General features: G+C 37.8%; 6 protein-coding genes. 4 read left to right on the top strand and 2 right to left on the bottom strand.

Features of this window, described 5'->3' with window-relative positions; all coding sequences use genetic code 11:
- Positions 1-39: 39 nt before the first annotated feature.
- The gene (locus tag ACFO5T_RS05430) at positions 40-1,431 is read right to left on the bottom strand and encodes a vanadium-dependent haloperoxidase (RefSeq protein WP_380032634.1); all 1,392 of its coding nucleotides are present in this window, start codon (positions 1,429-1,431) and stop codon (positions 40-42) included.
- A gap of 396 nt (positions 1,432-1,827) precedes the next feature.
- Between ACFO5T_RS05430 and ACFO5T_RS05425 the strand changes: the two genes are divergently transcribed.
- The 4 genes from ACFO5T_RS05425 (at position 1,828) to ACFO5T_RS05410 (ending at position 16,992) form a co-directional block, all read left to right on the top strand.
- Positions 1,828-7,881, top strand: coding sequence for a M14 family zinc carboxypeptidase (locus ACFO5T_RS05425; protein WP_380032632.1), 6,054 nt, complete (start codon positions 1,828-1,830; stop codon positions 7,879-7,881).
- A gap of 24 nt (positions 7,882-7,905) precedes the next feature.
- Entirely contained in the window at positions 7,906-8,100 is a 195-nt protein-coding gene (locus tag ACFO5T_RS05420; protein ID WP_021778510.1) for a hypothetical protein, read from the top strand.
- 320 nt (positions 8,101-8,420) lie between these two features.
- Positions 8,421-15,356: a choice-of-anchor D domain-containing protein gene (locus tag ACFO5T_RS05415; RefSeq protein ID WP_380032630.1), complete on the top strand. Its 6,936-nt coding sequence runs from the start codon at positions 8,421-8,423 to the stop codon at positions 15,354-15,356.
- A gap of 202 nt (positions 15,357-15,558) precedes the next feature.
- Entirely contained in the window at positions 15,559-16,992 is a 1,434-nt protein-coding gene (locus tag ACFO5T_RS05410; protein ID WP_380032628.1) for a glycosyltransferase family 2 protein, read from the top strand.
- Between the two features lie 85 nt (positions 16,993-17,077).
- Here the strand turns inward: ACFO5T_RS05410 and ilvA are convergent, their stop codons facing one another.
- Positions 17,078-18,343 (bottom strand): threonine ammonia-lyase IlvA, encoded by a 1,266-nt coding sequence (gene ilvA, locus ACFO5T_RS05405; protein ID WP_380032626.1) that lies wholly within the window; start codon positions 18,341-18,343, stop codon positions 17,078-17,080.
- Between the last annotated feature and the right edge of the window lie 26 nt (positions 18,344-18,369).

Here is an 18,369-nt window from a genome sequence, read left to right as displayed (position 1 = left end):
TCGCGAAAGCGAACTTAAGCCCCTTTAGAACAATTCTCCCTAGTTAGTCAGATTATAAGCGTTAACCGCATCTGAGACTTCATAACCCAGTCGCAATCCTTCTGTACAGTCCATCTCTATATGCACACCTAGCGGTATTCTAGAGTAGCCATTTTCTTGTGCCATATCTGTAAAAGATGTAAACTGTCTAGGTGCTCCTCTAAACTCTGTCCTCCCCTCGTGAGATCTATCTGTAAAGTTTATATCGTTACCAAATGCATCTATAAAAACTCCTGCCGCTGCAGATGCAAATGCTGAGTGCCCCGATGGATATCCCGGAAATGACGGATTAGGCCAGTTTATAAATCTATAAAGGTTAGTTTCATAAGTGGGGTCGATATATTCTTGTATATAAACACTAGGTCGCATTACCATATACTCATACTTATCTGCCCAAGTAGATACCGCGGCATCATTAAGTGAAAAACCTAATTTGAGTAATAATACGAGAGATGCCGTGGGACTAGTATCATACTGCCCTATGAGCTGGTTTGCTATAGACACTTGGTGTCCGGGAGGACTTGTCATAAGTCCCTCTACATCATCAGACCAAAACTCTGCAATCCATAAATCTTCATTATTATCTTCTCTAGCTGTATTATTGGTAGTGTATACATCCATCATTTGAGTATAAAACTCACTCCCAACTTCTGTACTATATGCTACAGATGGTGCAACTGTGGTAGTCTCTTCTGAAGAGATTATAAAAGTTCTTGCTTGATCCCAATATGGAAACCAAGCTCTTTCCTCATCTGCACTATAGGTCCAGTACCCTTCTCCTACAGGAGGTTCATAACTAAAGGGCTGCGGGTCTGTTATTTGAGCTTCGGCAGCTGTATCTGTTTGACTATATGCAATAACTTGTTGTGCCACATAGGCTCCCCAGCTTTTTGAATTTGCAATGCTCTCTGCACTAAGACCTACTACTAGCTGTGCCTCTTGTGCATCTCTATACTGAGTAATTTTAGCATCATAATCTGCTTGTACATTATACATAAAATGGTCAAAAACGAGACCGTAACACGTGTTGAGTGCCACATTGAGAGATACATTACTAGCTCTTTCTGAATTGTTTATGGTGAGACCATTTAAGTTACTAGCATTTGATATATAACCATCCATACTAAATACTGCCGTCTCATAGCCTGCAAGATGTATATATGCGAGTGCTCTAGAGGTGGCTGTAGGTCTCATCCCGTATGCATATTGATCAATCTCTAGCCAAAGGTTAGTCCAATCTGAAACAAGCTGTGTTGTAGGATTACTTACTGTAATTTGATTAAAAGCAATGTCTGAGGGTTCTAGCACCTCTGGCAATATTACCTCCTCATCAGAACAAGATTGTAAGGTCAAAAACACAAGAACTACCGCACCAAAGACTCTTAATTTCATACTTTCTATTTACTTATTGCTGGACTAAAACTATCTAAATTTTAATAAAAAAATCCAATTATATTTCTAAAGTAAGGTAAATATAGTCCTTTACTCACTTTAATTTGACAATTGTGAGGCTACATTATTAAAGTTCATATATCCGTTATTATGTCAATACCACTAAAATCAACACGCTAATTATCAAATAGTTACAATTTTTTGATGTTATACTACAAACAAAAAAAATCACACATCCAAACACTCGTCTAATCGACGAAATACACCAAAGCATCCGCCAAATACACAATTTTAACATTTATCTTAATGTATCGTTAAGATATTTAACTAGTTTTACGCGTCTAAAATTCCCAAGATTTTAAACAACCCAAATTAAAAACTAAACCTACTTAAATTATGAAACAAACCTACCTCAAGGTTTTAACCCTTTTTTCTTTACTCATAATTACAACTACTTATAGTAAAGCACAAGAAGTTCATTCATCTTCACAAAATCATAATCATAGTGCTCTTGAGCATAATGGTAAGCGCATTAAAATTATAAACCCCTCCCAAACTCAATTACAAACTATAGCAACCACTGGTATTGATTTAAAATGTGGCGCTAGTTTTATGGGAACCGATCTTATTTTAGAACTTTCTAATAGTGAGGTTGCCGAAATAGAAAGTCAAGGCGTTCCATTTACAACCATTATAGAAGATACAAGAGCCTACTATCAAGAACTTAATGAAGTAGATCTCCCTAAGGCTAAGCAGGAGCTTGAACTTTTAAAGGCAAAAGGTGCGTCTCAAGAGGTATCGCGTTCTGTAAGCACGGTCGAAACTTCTATCTCAAATATTATACAGTACGAAGGAGAATCTGAAGTAAACTGGCAAACGCCCCAAAATTTTGAGTTAGGCTCTATGAATGGATGTCTTACTTATAATGAGATGCTTGCCGAACTTGACAGAATGAGACAACTATACCCACACCTCATATCTGTACGTAAAGATGCGTCACTTGCCGAAGATGGCTCAGGAACACCTATAAAAACTCACGGTAACCAGTTTACTAATGGTGGGCAATACGATACTTGGGAACCCCAAACTATTTACTACGTACGTATTTCTGATAATCCTAATACAGACGAACCTAATGAGCCAGAATCTTTTTATAGTGGTATGACTCACTCTCGTGAGGTAAGTAGTATGATGAATATCATATACTATATGTGGTATGTACTAGAAAACTATGAATCTGATGCAGATATTAAAAACCTCGTAGATAATCACGAGATGTATTTTGTACCAGTAGCAAATCCTGATGGTCTCTTATGGAATGAGCAAACTAACCCTAATGGTGGTGGTCTACAACGTAAGAATCTCAATCCTTCTGCAAATACAGGTAATAACTCTTCAAGAGGTGTAGACCTTAATAGAAACTATGAGTACTTCTGGGGGTCAAATACTACTTATACTGGTAATGGTGCGGGTTCTAGTGGTACGCCTTCTTCAAATGTATACCGAGGAGCAACGCCTTTTTCTGAACCAGAAACTCAAATAGTTAGAGCGTTTACAGCAAATCACGAGACTAAAACAGCGTTAAACCATCACGCGACCTCAAACCTATTACCACACGCTTACAATGCTTACCCAGGATCTCCATCTTCTGGGCGTGAAGACGATTATGTAAAATTTTGCCACGACCTAACACACTTTAATAGATACATATATGGTGAAGCACCAAATATTCTTACAGTTGCAAATGGAGATATGAGCGACTGGATGCTGGGTGGAGCACCAGACCCACTTAACAGTAACTCTGTAGGATCTGGTAAGGGCATACTAGCACTAGCTCCAGAAAACGGTGATCCTACTGGCGCCGAGGCAGATTCACAATATGGAACAGGCTTCTGGCCATTACCTTCACAAATCGTGTCTATTGCAGCTAGAGCAACACGTATGAACTTAGTAAATGCTTTATATGCAGGTAAACTAGCTCAACTACACGATGAAACGCCTTCTAATATTACAAGCACTACGGGAGACCTTAAATTTGGAATCGAGTATTTAGGAATGACAGCCAGCCCTGTAACCTTAACAGTTACACCAGTATCAAGTAATATCACTTCAATAGGCACAGTACCTACTCTAAACATCAATAAACAAGAACAAGCTGATGTTACCGTGACTTACTCTTTAGACAATAGTATAGCAAGTGGAGACACCATAGAGTATGAGGTTACTTTGAGTAATGACACTCATATCATTTACCAAGCAACTATTCAAAAAACTTATCAGACCACTACCCTATTTGCAGAAGATGTAAACCCATTGAATTTAAATAACTGGACGAGCTCTGGAACATCGGGAGAGTGGGTAACTACATCTACAAGTGGTTTTGAAAACACAAGAGGAATTACCTTTGACGCTACGCCTCCTTATGCAAATAATAAGAATGTAAACCTAACTCTTAATCAAGGTTTTGATATATCAGACCTTTCTAAAACTACGCTTATTCAATTCTATGCAAAATGGGATTTAGAACGTAGTTTTGACTACGTACAACTACAAGGTCGAGACGGTAATACAGGGCAATGGATGGCTCTAAGCGGTAAGTACACAAAACCAGGAACCACGCTTGGTTCAAATAGGTATAGTCCTGCAAGCGGCTCTGGAGGAACTACAAAATCAACTGCAGATAGAGAAAACCAACCAGGATTAGAACCTGTTTTTGAAGGATTTAAAGGTGAAAAGTGGGTTCTTGAAGAAATAGAAATAAGCCCAGCTGCAAATACATTTTTATCTGGAGCTCAAGATTTACAATTACGTTTTGTGTTTGATAGTGACTCTTCAAACAATGATGATGGTTATACAACATCATTTGCTGGATTTTCTTTTGACGAATTTAAAATACTTAGCATAGATAATGATAGATCTTGTATTGCAGGTACCTCACCTGTTAATCACGAAGACTTTGAAGTAGGTCTAGGTGCGTGGACTCAAAACGTAGGAGATGACGGTAACCTCTCAAGAGGTTCTGGAAACACACCAGATAATAATACAGGACCATCTGTTGCCTCGCAAGGCACTTACTATTACTTTGCTGAGGCTACCGATAATACGATAGGTGTAGGAGCTAATGCAGAGGTGATTATAACAAGTCCGTGTATAGATTGGAATGGTGGTCTAACTGGAACATTTGATTTTGACTATCATATGCGAGGTTCAAACACTGGATCTCTTATAGTCGAAGCAAAACCAAGCACTAGTAATAACTGGACAACTGTGTTCTCAAGAAATGGTGCACAAAGTGCAAATGGAACAGATTGGAAAAACGGGTCTGTTAACCTTAATGCATACACAAACCAAGTATTTCAATTACGATTTAGAATTATCACTGGAAATGGTGCCCTTAGTGATATTGCTATAGATAATTTGAGAATTGACCCTAATGACACAACTAGCCCCACTGCTGTTTGCCAAGATGTTACTATCGGTTTAGGGTATGATGGAATAGCAGTGCTTCAAGCAAATCAAATTGAGAATGGTTCTACAGATAATATTGGAATTGAGACTTATACCTTAGACATAGATACTTTTGATTGTTCAAATATTGGCACTAACACAGTCACACTAACGGTTACTGATTTTAAAGGAAATACAGATACTTGTACAGCAACAGTAACAGTTGTTAATGATGAGGCTCCTATAGATATAGTTGCAAGTAATATTTTTGAGACTACAGCAACAATAAGCTGGTTTCAAGCAGAAAGTAGTTCATATAGAGTACGCTTTCGCGAAAGCGGAACAACTACCTGGACAGCAAGTAATGTCACAACAAACTCTATAGACCTAACAGGTTTAACCGGTGTTACAACCTACGATGTACAGGTAAGAACAAACTGTGCGGGTGGAAATTCTCCGTACAGTGATATAGTAAACTTTACTACAAGCTCTATATGTCCTGGAACGGAAGTTACACCTACAGAGGTTGCACCTTATACAGAAAGTTTTGAAACAGGTTTTGGAGACTGGACACAAATAAATGAAAGTAACGCTGCAATAGATATAGACTGGACGCGCATATCTGGACTTACCCCATCAAATACTGGAGGAAACCCTGCAGATACTACAGGACCGGATCAAGCGTCTGATGGTAGTGTATATATCTACACAGAAGCATCTGGTGGTGATAATAACAAGACCGCAACATTAGAGTCTCCTTGTATAAACTTGCTTACTCCAGCGAGTGCGACTTTAACATTTGATTATCACAGATTTGGTGCAGATATAGGAAATTTGAAAATAGACATTAGTGCAGATGGAGGAGCAAATTGGAATACAGTATTAACTAGAACAGGAGCTCAAGAACAAACTGCAAATGCAGATCCGTTTACAACAGTAGATGTGAGCCTAAACGCTTACGTAGGAGAGATTATTAAAGTGCGTATCATAGGAGAAACAGGAGACTCATTTGCTAGTGATATTGCTGTAGATAATATTATAATTAGTGTGAGTAATGATTTTATTTATGATGCAGGTACTTGGTCTCCTTTTGACCCAAGTGGCTTATCTACTATAGATCATAACATTCAAGTCCTATCTGGAACCACAGCCCTAACGGCAAATACTTTTATAAATAATGTAACTGTAAGCCCAGGTGCAACACTTGATCTAGGCACTACTACCTTATCTACTGCAGGTAATATCACAAATACCGGTGCGCTTACGGCTAGCGATGCAACTGTAGAACTAAATGGTACAAGCGCTCAAAGTATTTTTGGTAATGAGTTTGAACTAGGTTCACTTACCTTAAATAATCCAGCAGGTGCTTTACTATTTACTCCATTAAAACTTACAACGCTACTAACACTTACAAATGGTCAACTTAACACAAGTAACCTACTTACGCTAGGCAGTGATGTAAATGGTACGGCTATGGTAGATGTTATTACCGGAGGAAGCATTGTAGGTAACGTTACAACAGAACGTTATATACCAGCAAGAAGAGGCTTTAGATTACTATCAAGTACTGTTACATCTACAACAAGTATTAATACAAACTGGCAAGAAGGTGGTAACAACACAGGTATTAACTACCCAGCAGATAATGTAGATCCTAATCCAGGTTATGGTACCCACATCACAGGCTCTACCACTGGAGAAAATGGTTTTGACGCTACAGGTTCTGGTAATCCTTCACTCTTTGCTCTTAATAATGGAGCACAAGCTTGGGAAGCTATTACAAATACAGATGTGACAACACTTACAGCGGGAACTCCATTACGACTTATGGTACGAGGTGACAGAAGTATAGACCTAACAACTAATGCTGCTACACCTTCTAACACGACACTTAGAAGTACTGGAACGCTGGCAACTGCAACTATCCAAACCACTGGAGCAGACCTAAACCATAATGCAGGAGCTTTTAACTTTATTGGTAATCCATATCAGGCATCTGTAAACGTAAACGATGTACTTGCTGGATCTAATAACATAAAGGCAAGTGAAGTATGGGTATGGGACGCAACCCTTGGTGCTAGAGGACAGTATGTAACCGTATTACTAGATGGAACTGGCTCTAGCAATGGTGCTACTTCAAAAAGCTACCATTACATACAGCCAGGACAGTCATTCTTTACAACTACTGAAAATACTGTAGGCGATAACTCTACATCTGTTGTTTTTAATGAGACAGATAAGGCTGTTGGTAACGATGTAACTGTTTTCAACAATAATGCAACGACGTTTGCTAGCTCGTCACAACTTATAGCAAAACTTTATAGAACTGACAGGTACGGTACCGATGCAGGTTTACAAGACAATTTTGTAATTCTTTATGATAACAATTACAGTAATGAGTTAACTAGTGAAGATGTATCAAAGTTTTATAACATCGACGAAAATATGGGAATCTTAAAAGAAGGTACCCTACTTAGTGTAGATAAACTTGCAATGCCTACAGAAAATGATCAAGTACAACTCTATAATGCCTTATACAGAGTATCTAATTATACATTAGATATTACAGTAAACGGTTTTAATGAAGTTACACCTTATCTAGAGGATACCTACACAGGGGAGCTTACAATGCTAGAGAATGGTCTTAATACGATAACTTTTTCTGTAGATGAAACTATAGATGCAAGTATAGACGCTACTCGATTTAAAATAGTTTATCAAGCTCAAGTGCTATCTATAGAAGGTAATGATGTCATAGATTTTGCAATGTACCCTAACCCAGTAACAGATGGAACATTATCTCTTACAGCCACAAAACTTGCAGGATTAACTGTAGATGTTACCATTACAAATCTCTTAGGGCAGCAGGTCATTGCACAACCAGTTTCATTTACTGGCGCTACCGCTACCTTAACTAATTTACATAACCTAAAAGCGGGTGTTTATATCCTATCTATTACAAGTCAAGACACAGCTATATCGCACAGAATTGTAATTCAATAAAAACACCAACTTAAATTTACAATAATGAAAAATTCAATATTCAAAAAATATATGTTAAGCACCTTGTTTATCGTTTGTATATCAACAAGTGCTTCTGCTCAGATAACATTTGCAAATGATGTAAATGATCAAGCACCTGTTGCACCTATAGACGGTTTTGTAACCGTAGGTATTGTAGCTGGAGCATTCCTAGGCTTACGGAAAAGATTTAAAGATTAATTTTAAATCTTATTAGAAAAGGAGAGGTTATTTTAATATAGCCTCTCCTTTTTTTGCGCTTTCGCGAAAGCGTAAACACTCTAATTGTAAAATTTATTGGAATACATATGTATTTCATCGATGATAAAATGCACCTTATCTAAAATAAACAAGTATAAATTAAGTGATGATTTTTTAAAAACATCGATGAAATACACAAATTGTAGTTGAATTACGCAATTTTAACAATTTTTAACTGTTTTAATGGTGGAAATTAGTAATTTAGCGCTCCCAACTATTTTTGAAGACCCTAAGGCTCCTTTAAAAGACAATATTGTACGATGAAAAAAAATACTCCCTCTATGCTATTTTGCACGTTTGTGCTTATGGTTATTTTTTCTATTCAACCACTATTTGCTATTTCTATAGCAGATGAAGAAAACTTCTTTGCTTGTACTGGACCAGTAGTTGGTATGGGATATCAAGAGAGTTTTGAAAGTGGATTAGGACAATGGTCTCAAGATATTAGCGATGGTGGTGACTGGACACTATCTACAAATGGTACGCCATCACCTAACACAGGTCCTAATTTTGCAAGTCAAGGCAATAGATATTATTATACTGAGGCTAGTGTTGGAGAGAACCCAGGGCCTAATACTAACACTAGGCTTATTAGTCCTTGTTTTGACCTAGCTGGGGAGGCAGATGCTTTTTTTGCTATGGATTATCATATGTATGGTGCAAATCAAGGGACACTTACCATAGATATCAGTACAGATTCTGGAACAAACTGGACGACTCTTTTCACCACATCTGGACAATCACAAGTGAATAGTGATGATTTTTGGTCAACTGCTACGGTTGATTTATCAAGTTATACTAATACTACTTTTAATTTAAGAATTTCAGGTACTACAGGCGGTGGCTACCGAAGTGATATGGCAATAGATAACATAAGAGTGAAAAGAACATCAAATTACTGCACTCCATATGCTATTAGAAATCCATCTACAATTACAAGGGTTGCGATAAATACTATTGACAACAATACTCCTATTCAAAATAATGGATATTCTGATTTTAGCTATTTGACTACAGATCTTGAACAAGGTTCTACATATCCACTTACCGTACAGGTAAATACTAATGGAAATTTTGCGTTTAGCACGAGAGCTTGGATTGACTGGAATCAAGATGGTGATTTTAACGATGCCGGAGAAGAATATAACACGGGTACTGCTGTCAATGTTACTAATGGAGCCACTTCAAATTCCCCATTAGGTATAACCGTACCTGCCGGAGCAAACTTAGGTTATACCGTTATGAGAGTACAAAGTAAATGGGACGGTACAGCTGGTCAACCTTCCCCTTGTCTAGCAAACGACTCCTATTATGGAGAAACAGAAGATTATGGTATAAATGTTACTTCATCGGTACCTATGCCAGAGATAGCCATCTCTGGACAAGGCATTGTAATACCTGATGGAGATACAACTCCAGCTATTAATGACGATACAGACTACGGGACTATAACTGCAGGAACTACGCTAAATCATACATTTACAATTACAAATTCTGGCACAGCGGTACTTAACTTGTCTGGCTGGACATTAGGAGGAGCAAACCCAGGTGAATTTACCATTACCACTCCTCCACCAGCTACCGTAACAGCTGGAGCTTCTGCAACATTTGTAATAACTTATAATCCAACTCTAGGAGGAACCCACGACGCAACTTTTACTGTTACCAACAATGACAGTAATGAAAATCCTTATAATTTTAATATTACTGGAATATCTATAGGGCCAGAGCCAGAAATTGCAATCGATGGTCTAGGAAACCAAGTGACTGATGGAAGTACAACCCCTTCAGTAAGCAACGCAACAGATTTTGGCACAAGCCTTATTGGTAACTCTAAGGTGAGCACATTTAATATAAATAATATAGGCTCTGCAAATCTACTACTTACTGGAGCTTCTCCATATGTTCAAATTACAGGCTCTGGTTATTTTTCAATAAGCCAGATACCTGCCAATAATATTATCCCTGGAGGAGGATCTACTACTTTTGAAATTACATACACTCCTATTTTACCTGGTGTTCATACAGCAACTGTGAGCATAGCAAATAATGATAGTGATGAAAACCCCTTCAACTTTACGATTACTGGACAGGGTGTAATTACCACCTCTCCAGAAATAGATATATCAGGAAACGGCGTGACCATAGTAGATGGAGACACTACCCCTTCTACAGCAGATAATACAGACTATGGTAACACCTTTATAGGATCTTCTACTACAAGAGATTTCTTAATTACAAACTCTGGAACAAGTGACCTCGTTTTAAACGGCACACCCTTAGTTCAAATAACTGGTGCTGGGAGTGGAAACTTTAGTGTATCAGCATTACCTAATAGTGTTATTCCTGCTGGAGGAACAACTAGTTTTCAAATCACCTATTTCCCTGGAGCTGTAGGGTCTGATAATCCAACGATCACAGTAAGATCTAATGATACAAATGAAGGGATTTATACATTTGAACTTTTAGCCACCTCCTCCATAGATCCAACCCCGCAGTATACAATATACCACGAGGCTTTTGACAGTAGTAACGGAGGATGGACCGTAACAAATCCCGGAGGACAAACGGTATGGGCTTATGGAATGAATCCAGATGAACCAGCTAGTGAAGGGAATTTCTGGTATACAGATAACTATAACAACTATGCACCTAATAGTAATACGTACGTTACGAGTCCTATAATCGATTGTTCTGGTTATATTGACCTTAGATTACAGATTGATGTAAGATACAATCTAGATAATGATCCTGATGATGCAATGAACATTGAGTACTCGCCAGATGGAGGTACAAATTGGGTTATTCTAGGAACTGTAGCGGAACTTGCCGAAAAGAGATGGTATACCGAAACAGATGCTGATGGCTTAGGAAATAATATTGATGGATGGTCTGGAATAAATTATGACGGAAATAACATTAATAAATCAGATTTTAGTAAATCGTTCATAGAATTACCTGCTACTCTTTATGATAATAATCAAGTTCGAGTTCGAGTTCGTTTTGCTTCAGACGGTGATACAAGTGTTGACGATGGTGCAAACTTTGACAACATAATAATATCTGGAAACCCAATTGTTATACCACCAAACCCACCTCTTGGTCCTGGTGATGTAACTGGGAATTTAAAACTATGGTTGAAATCAGATTATGGAATAGCTGCCACAAGCGGTGCAGCAACGCAAACCTGGAGTGACCAAGCTTCAGATAATGACGCACTCTTAACTCACGAAAATGCTCCTATTTATTACGATACATTTGATGAAAATATTAATCATAATCCCGTAATTAAATTTACCGAAGCCGATAGAACTCAACTAAAGGGAAAAGGTGGTCTTTATAGTAGAGAGTATTGGGTAGTTATGCAACAAGAAGGAACCATAGACGGTACCACAGCTAGTGCTTATGAAGGAATCATTGGAGGACGAGCTGGTGATACTCAATTTTCTGAAGATGGTAGTGGTTTTTGGACAGGAAAAATTTCTGTAAGATTTAATGGCAGTGATAATATGTTATCTCATATGGTAGGTACCACGCCTCAAACTGTTAGCGCTACTACTACAGAGTCTTATGGAAGAGCATATTCTAGCCCTACAGATTCATATACTGATGAAGTAATCATTGTAAATATTAAAGCCAATAATCTTGGTAATGTTACAGAAATATATAAGAACGGGATCCAAGTAGATAACGTTACAGCTCGATCATCAAATAGTAATGAAATTTTACCTTATGATGACTTTATCAACTCAACATACTCACTAGGTGTAAGTAGGGCTGGACTCAACAGAACAGATATTTCTACTTGGATGAATGGTAAAATAACAGAAGTTATTAGTTTTTCTTCGCCAAACTCTGATTATGACCAAAGGAGAATACAATCATACCTTGCTCTTAAAAATGGCGTAACCTTACATAGTACAAACAGCACAGCTCAAACAAGAGAAGGTGATGAAAACTATGTTGATAGTGATGGTTCTATTATTTGGGATACCGCTATACATACAGGATATACATATGACATAGCTGGTATAGGTAGAGATGACGATGCAACACTTAACCAAAAGCAATCTACATCAAGTAATCCAGGCGCTATGATTACTATGGGACTTACGGATATTTATGATACAAATTCTGATAACATTACAGGTAATGCAAATACATTTACAGATAAGAACTTCCTTATATGGGGAAACAATAACGAATCACTAGCAGCAGCAGCACCTATTTCTGTTGATATGAGTAATGGTATTGCTGGTTTATCTACGTTGGTAGATTTTACCGCGATTAGAAGAACTTGGAAGGTAGTTGAGACTGGATCTGTAGGTGAAGTGAAAATTTCAATTCCAGAAGTGAGCTTAACAGCAACAATAACACCTCCTGGTAGCTTCTTAATGTTTATATCTGACACTCCCTCATTTAGTCCAACTTCAGAATACAGAATTATGAACGTCATAGGTGATAACCTTGAGACTACCTATGATTTTGATGGCACTAAATATATAACTTTCGGTTACGCTCCTGAGTACTATTATGAGCGTTCAATTACCTTCGATGGTGTAAGAGATTATATGGATGCAGATGATGTTGCAGATTTAACCGGACCATTTACTATTTCTGCTTGGGTAAAAAGAGGACCCAACTCCGGTAACAGAGAGATTATTTCAAAAAGTAATACTTCTTTAACAGAAGGTTATTCTCTAGGTTTAGATGGAGCTTTCATACCACGTATATTGTGGGAAGATACAGGTGGCACAACTCGTGTGCATAATGCTTCTACAGCACTCCCTCAAGATGAATGGCACCATATAGCAGTAATCTACAATGGTACTAGAGTTACATTTTATATAGATGGAGTTGAAGATACAGGTCGTAATTTACCATCACCTGTTGCTTCAAATCAACATTTCCTTATAGCAGCTACAGACCACGCAAGCCCCTCAAACTTTTTTGATGGAACTATAGACGAGGTAAGGATATGGAATGATGACCTTACACAACAGCAATTACAGTTCATTATGAACCAAGAAATTGAAAGGTTTACAGATGCCTCTGTCGTAGGAAAAATTATACCTCAAAATATTTCTAAAAATGAAGTAGCTACTATTCCTTGGAGCAATCTAGAGTTATATCTACCTATGAATAGGTACACGTTTACAAATGTTAAAGATGAGTCTGACAATAACCACGTGGCAGCTATAAAAAATCTAGAAACTGTAGATTTCCAAACAGCTCCTCTACCATATGTTTCTGAAACTAATGGGGACTGGACTAATAGCAACACTTGGGAGAATGGTAGTACACAACAGATACCTGGCGCTGTTTCCATAGTAGATTCTAATGAGACTATAGACTGGAACATTGTTCAAACTTTACATAATGTAACTACTAATGAAAATAACACAGTCTTAGGCCTAGATGTTATAACGAATGAATTAAGTATTGAGAATGATAGTAAAATTGAAGTTTCTCACTATTTAAAATTAGATGGTTTAATGGATTTAGTTGGCGAGTCTCAACTTATCCAAACGGAAAATAGTGATATTGACCTAGCTAGTTCTGGTAGGCTAGAAAAAGATCAACAAGGAACATCAGACACCTACTCGTATAACGTTTGGTCTTCGCCAGTTGGTCTTGTAAATACAAGCACTATAAATCAAGGTCATTCTATTTCTACTATAATGAATGATGGCACAGACCCTAATAACCCAGCAACGATGACTTTTGGAACTGGATATAACGGAGCACCAACCTCTCCTGTAACAATAAGTGACTTTTGGTTATTTGCATACCGAAACAATCTTGCAAATACCTACAGTGCTTGGGAGCACATAGGTAACGCCGGAAACTTAGTTGCGGGTGATGGATACACGATGAAGGGACCAGGTACTGGAGCAGTACCAGACCCACAGAATTATACATTTATAGGAAAACCTAATAATGGAACAACAGCACAGCCTATAAACAAAACAATTAATGCAGGTAATCAATATCTTGTTGGTAATCCATTCCCATCCGCTATAGATGCAAATACATTTATAAACGATAACCCTCATCTTACTGGAACCTTACTTTTCTGGGAACACTGGGGAGGCGGAAGTCACTACCTGTCAGATTATCAAGCAGGGTATGCTTTATATACCTTAAGTGGTGGTACACCAGCAGTAAGCCATCCAGCTGTGAGTCAAACTGGATCTGGAACTAAAACACCAACTCGTTTTATAGCAGTTGGCCAAGGATTCTTTGTCGAGGCTGTATCAACTGGCACTACTACTTTTAACAACAGACAGAGAGCGTTTGCAAAAGAGAGTACCTCTTCTACATTCTTCTTTAATTCTGATCAAGAAGAAGATACAGATGACAGTAACATTGAGGATGCCGTAGTACAGGAAGAAGATCTTAGAGAAAAGTTTAGAATAGGATTTGATTCACCTAGTCAATTCCATAGACAATTGCTTATGACAATTGATGAGAACACAACTTTTGACTATGACAGGGCTTATGATGGCGTTATCACATCAAATCCTACTGAGGATATGACCTGGATGCTCGAAGATGAAATGGCTATCATACTAGGAGTACCAGCTATCGAAAACGATCGTCAATTTCCGGTAAGAGTTACTTTACCTATAGATGGGGAGATATCAATAGGACTAGATGACTTAGAAAATGTTAATACAGATAATGTATCTGTTTATGTACTTGATGAACTTTTAGGTACTACAACAGAAATTACAAATCTTCAAGACAAGTATACCATAACACTCTCTGCAGGTACTTATGAAGATAGATTTTACATCGTTTTCCAAAGAGCAGAAAGTGAAGACCAAGATGAAGAAGAAACTACAGATGAAGAAGAGCAAGATCAAACTGAAGAGGAAACTACAGATGATGAAGAAGTAGCTCAAGATACAGATGTAGAAGAAGAAGTCGTAATAGAAGACACTTTTGAATCTGACTCTATTAGTGTTTATTTTAATACAGATTCACAAGCAATCATAATTGACAAGTCTCAAGATTACGAAATAAAATCGCTGCAGTTGTTCAATATTCTAGGGCAACTTATAAAAGATTGGACTCCAGATAATGAAGCTACACATATAGAACTCCCTGTTCTAGACGTTGCTCCAGGGGCATATATTCTTAATATAGAAAAGCCACAAACTATGGAGACTCAAAAATTAATTATTCACTAGCATTGCTTATATAAGCAAGGTATTATAAAGGCTTCCATCTGGAAGCCTTTATTTTTTTTATGCTTTCTCCATTATTTAACATCCAGCACTCATAAATCTTAGGGTAAAGTTAATTACAGTATATAGATGTTAAATAACATTCAGTCGGTAGTCCAAAGATTCTCAACTGGCGTAAAACCATTCAAACCATTGTTAAACTTGAATGAATCCAGATATGAATATAACAACCAATCCATCAAGAGAAATTCCCACAACTGTATCTCATAATAAAGAACATAACCCACAAAACTCTTTACAGAAAAACTCAAAAAACCCTTGGGGAGTATTTGTACTTCTAGCAACTTTTTTACTTCTAGCCGTTTCGGCATATATCGCATATATGCTTCGTTATGATTTTTCACAATTAGACTTTGAGCGTAAGAGCTCGATATTTGGTTATGGTTTTATGACCTTTGCTTCTACCCTACTCGTTTTTAAAAGTGGCTTCTTTATCTATACTTTATATCACTATTTTAAATACAAACCTATAGCATCAGTAAGTGATCAAGAGCTACCTACGTGTACAGTAATAGTTCCAGCATACAACGAAGGAAAACAAGTATATGCAACCCTCAAAAGTCTTGCAGCTAGTGATTACCCTATGCACAAACTAGAACTACTTTCTATAGACGATGGTAGTCAAGACGACACTTGGTTCTGGATGCAAAAAGCAAAAAAAGAGCTAGGTGATCGAGTTTCTATCTGCCAGCAGCCTAAAAATATGGGGAAACGTCACGCCTTATACAGAGGTTTTAATGAAGGCAAAGGTGACATCTTCATCACAGTAGATAGTGACTCTATAGTAGATGCAAATACCTTAAGACTATTAGTAAGCCCTTTTATAGGTAATAAAAAGTGTGGAGCTGTAGCAGGAAACATACGCGTGCTCAATAAAGAAAGAGCTCTATTACCAAAAATGCTAGATGTGAGCTTCACCCTTAGTTTTGAGTTTGTGAGAAGCGCAGAGAGTAACGTAAATGCAGTATTATGTACACCAGGAGCACTGGCAGCATACAGAAGAGATGCAGTATTTGCTTGCCTAGACGAATGGATTGATCAAAAGTTTATGGGCAAATCTTCAGATATAGGAGAAGACAGAGCGCTTACTAATATGATCTTAAAACAAGGACTGCACGTGCTTTTCCAAAAAAATGCATATGCCTATACTAATGTACCAGAAAAGTACAAAGGTCTTTATAAAATGTACATAAGATGGGGACGTAGCAACGTAAGAGAAAACCTAGCTATGGCAAAGTACGTGTTTACAAACTTTAGAAAAGAGTCTAAAGTAGGCGCAAGATTGTTATTTGTAAATCAGTTTTTAACTATTTTAATGAGTTACCCGTTTCTTATATTTATGCTCCTATTTGTAGCAACACATCCCATTTTATTTTTAACGTCAACTCTTGTAAGTATTTTAATTGTCACCACTTTTCCGGTTTTATTTTATGCAAGAAAGTACACGCCATCTGAATCATTCTGGGCATATACTTACAGTCTTGTCTATACCTTTGGTTTATTCTGGATAACTCCATATGCCATTGCCACCGCAGGTAAAAGCGGCTGGTTAACCCGTAGTTTACCACAAGCAGCATAAGTACGATGTATTAAAAAAAGCCCTCATTATTATTAATGAGGGCTTTTCATTTTTATAGATAATTACGCTTTCGCGAAAGCGTAACTCAAACCAATAATTGAAACAACTCGGGTTTATCATTAAGATATTCACCAAAGAATTTACGCTTATGCATTCTCTCTACTAGAGGTTCCAGATCTTCTGGAGATTTTATCTCAATACCCACAATAGCTGGGCCTTGCTCCCTACTGGTCTTTTTTGAATACTCAAAATAGGTGATATCGTCTGTACTACTCAGCACATCTGCCACAAACTCTTTAAGAGCGCCCGCTCGCTGCGGAAATTTAATAATAAAGTAATGCTTTAACCCTTGATATAAGAGTGCTCGTTCTTTAATCTCTGGGGTTCTGGTAATGTCATTATTACTCCCACTTACTACACAGGCTATATTCTTACCACGTATCTCCTCTTTAAATTGATCTAAAACTGCGAGAGTAAGTGCTCCAGCAGGTTCTACTACAATGGCATCTCTATTGTACAGATCGAGTATAGTCTGGCATATTTTACCCTCTGGCACGCTCACAACTTGATCTACAAGCTGCTGGACAATACTAAAGTTGCGCTCCCCTACTCGTTGTACGGCTGCACCATCTACAAACTTGTCTATCTCTGTTAAGGTGGTATTCTCATTTTGTAAAAGAGAATTCATCATCGCAGGCGCTCCTCCAGGCTCTACTCCTATAATTTTTGTTTTTGGAGATAGATGATGAAACACACTAGATAATCCCGCGATAAGGCCACCGCCACCTACTGGTACAAATACATAATCCAGAGGCTTTTCTGACTGAGTTACCATCTCGAGACCTACAGTTGCCTGTCCTTCTATAATTTTCTCATCATCAAAGGGGTGTACAAAGGTTTTCTGTTGAGATATGCAAGCTTCACTTGCTTTTGCATAAGCATCGTCAAAAGTGTCACCAGTAAGAACAACCTCAACCCAAGTGTCACCAAACATTTGTACCTGCTCTACCTTTTGTTTTGGGGTAGTTGCAGGCATATAGATAGTCCCTTTTATATGAAGTTTTGCACAACTTAGGGCTACACCTTGTGCGTGGTTACCAGCGCTTGCACAAACAATACCTGCTTGCTGCTGCTCATCTGTAAGGGTACTTATTTTATTAAACGCACCGCGTATTTTATAGCTACGTACCTGCTGTAAGTCCTCTCGCTTTAAAAAAACATCTGCCTCATACCTTTTTGAGTATGTAAAACTTCGCATAAACGGTGTCTTTGAGACCACTTTGCGTACCCTGTTTGCCGCATCTGTTACAGATTTGAGTGTGGGAATGTATGTTTTGAGCGTTTCTTCCATAAGTATCCACCGCGAGGTGGCAATAA

The organism is Dokdonia genika (genome assembly GCF_042652845.1).
Taxonomy (GTDB): Bacteria; Bacteroidota; Bacteroidia; order Flavobacteriales; family Flavobacteriaceae; genus Dokdonia; species Dokdonia donghaensis.
Note: the sequence above shows the minus strand (reverse complement) of the source record. Positions and strands in the feature narration are given on the sequence as shown.